The following is a 1317-nucleotide window of genomic DNA, read 5'->3' as shown; positions in this document are numbered from 1 at the left end:
TCCCAGGCCCGTCGGCGGGGGCGCCCCATGCGCCCCCGCCTCTGCCAAAAGCTACTCCAGCCCCAGTGGCGGGGCCGCATTTACCGCCTTGCGGCGCGCCCTGGCGCTGGTGTGGCGGTAAAATCTCACAATCATCTTTTCGTTGGCGTGGCCCATGATCTCGGCCACGCATTTGAGATCCGCCGCATTATCCAGAGCCCGGCTGGCAAAGGCGTGACGCAGGTCATAGGGGCGGATGCGCCGTTCAATGCCCGCGCGGCGCAACGTATTGCGCCACGCCCGGCTGATGCTGCGCACGGGGCGTCCCTTGTAGTGGATGACCCAGGGGCAGCCCACGGCCGCGTCCTCCACTTCCCATCGCCGCAGCAGGCGCACTATATCCGGCCGCAACGGCACTTCGCGGGCCTCGGCCCGCGCGCCCTTGGCAGCATTGGGCATGCGCAGCACAGCCTCCCGCGTATCAATGTCCGTCCAGCGGATCCGGAAAAGCTCGCTCGGCCCGATACGCGCGCCGGTGGCCATGCCCAGGGCAATGACCCGCCGCACATGTGGCGCGGCCACTGCATAGAGCATTCGCGCCTCGCGGGCCGTGGGCGGGTCCGGCGTCTGTGGCGCCGGGGTGGTCAGTTGCAGACCGGCAAGGGGATTGACGGGCAGTAATCCCCAGCGGGTTGCCCAGTTATACGCGGCCCGGACGATGCCCAGACGGCGGCAGACGGTGGCTCTCCCCACGCCGCGTTGCTGCTGGAGGACAAGGAACGCGCCCACATCTTCCAGGGTCAGACAATGAGCCTTGCGCGGGCCATAGATGTCCGCAAACAGCCGCAGATGATACGCGCTGGCAGCCCTGGTGGACGGATTGCCCAGACTGCCCAGGTAGCGGTCCAGCAGTTCGGCAATCGTCGGGCTTGCCGCATGGCCCTGGGATTTTCGCCGCCGCGCGGCCCTGATGATGGCCCGCTCCCTCTCGTAGAGCCTGGCCTGTGTCGCCTCAAAGGCACGGGCGTCGGCTTCCTCGGCAAATGCCCGCTGGCGTGGTCTACCGCTCCACGGCTCGCGGTATTTGACCAGCCAGGGCTTCCGTTTGTACTTCAGGCACACAATGGGCATGGCAGCCTCCTTTTGTGTGCCTTATCGGTCTATCTCTCTGTGATTGTAAAAGAACGGTGGCTCACGCCTTAAAGGTTGATTCTGGTGCTGGTCGCCGAGCTCATGACCGTGTCACTCCGCAAAGCGGACAGACCCACACAAGACGCCCGTCAACCAGGACGGGATGCAGGGTATGCCCGCATGTGGGGCATGTGCGGCCCAGGAGGC

2 protein-coding genes are annotated in these 1317 nt (G+C 65.9%); both read right to left on the bottom strand.

The genetic code is table 11. The annotated features are described in order from the left end of the window. Positions 1–51: 51 nt before the first annotated feature. Positions 52–1110, bottom strand: a complete 1059-nt coding sequence (locus tag ACQRA4_RS13760; protein WP_427823617.1) for a tyrosine-type recombinase/integrase — start codon at positions 1108–1110, stop codon at positions 52–54. A 100-nt stretch (positions 1111–1210) separates the two neighbouring features. Then, positions 1211–1312, bottom strand: a complete 102-nt coding sequence (locus tag ACQRA4_RS13755; RefSeq protein ID WP_427823618.1) for a zf-TFIIB domain-containing protein — start codon at positions 1310–1312, stop codon at positions 1211–1213. Positions 1313–1317: the final 5 nt, after the last annotated feature.

This window comes from Desulfovibrio sp. SGI.169 (genome assembly GCF_050313595.1).
GTDB lineage: Bacteria > Desulfobacterota > Desulfovibrionia > Desulfovibrionales > Desulfovibrionaceae > Desulfovibrio.
Note: the sequence above shows the minus strand (reverse complement) of the source record. Positions and strands in the feature narration are given on the sequence as shown.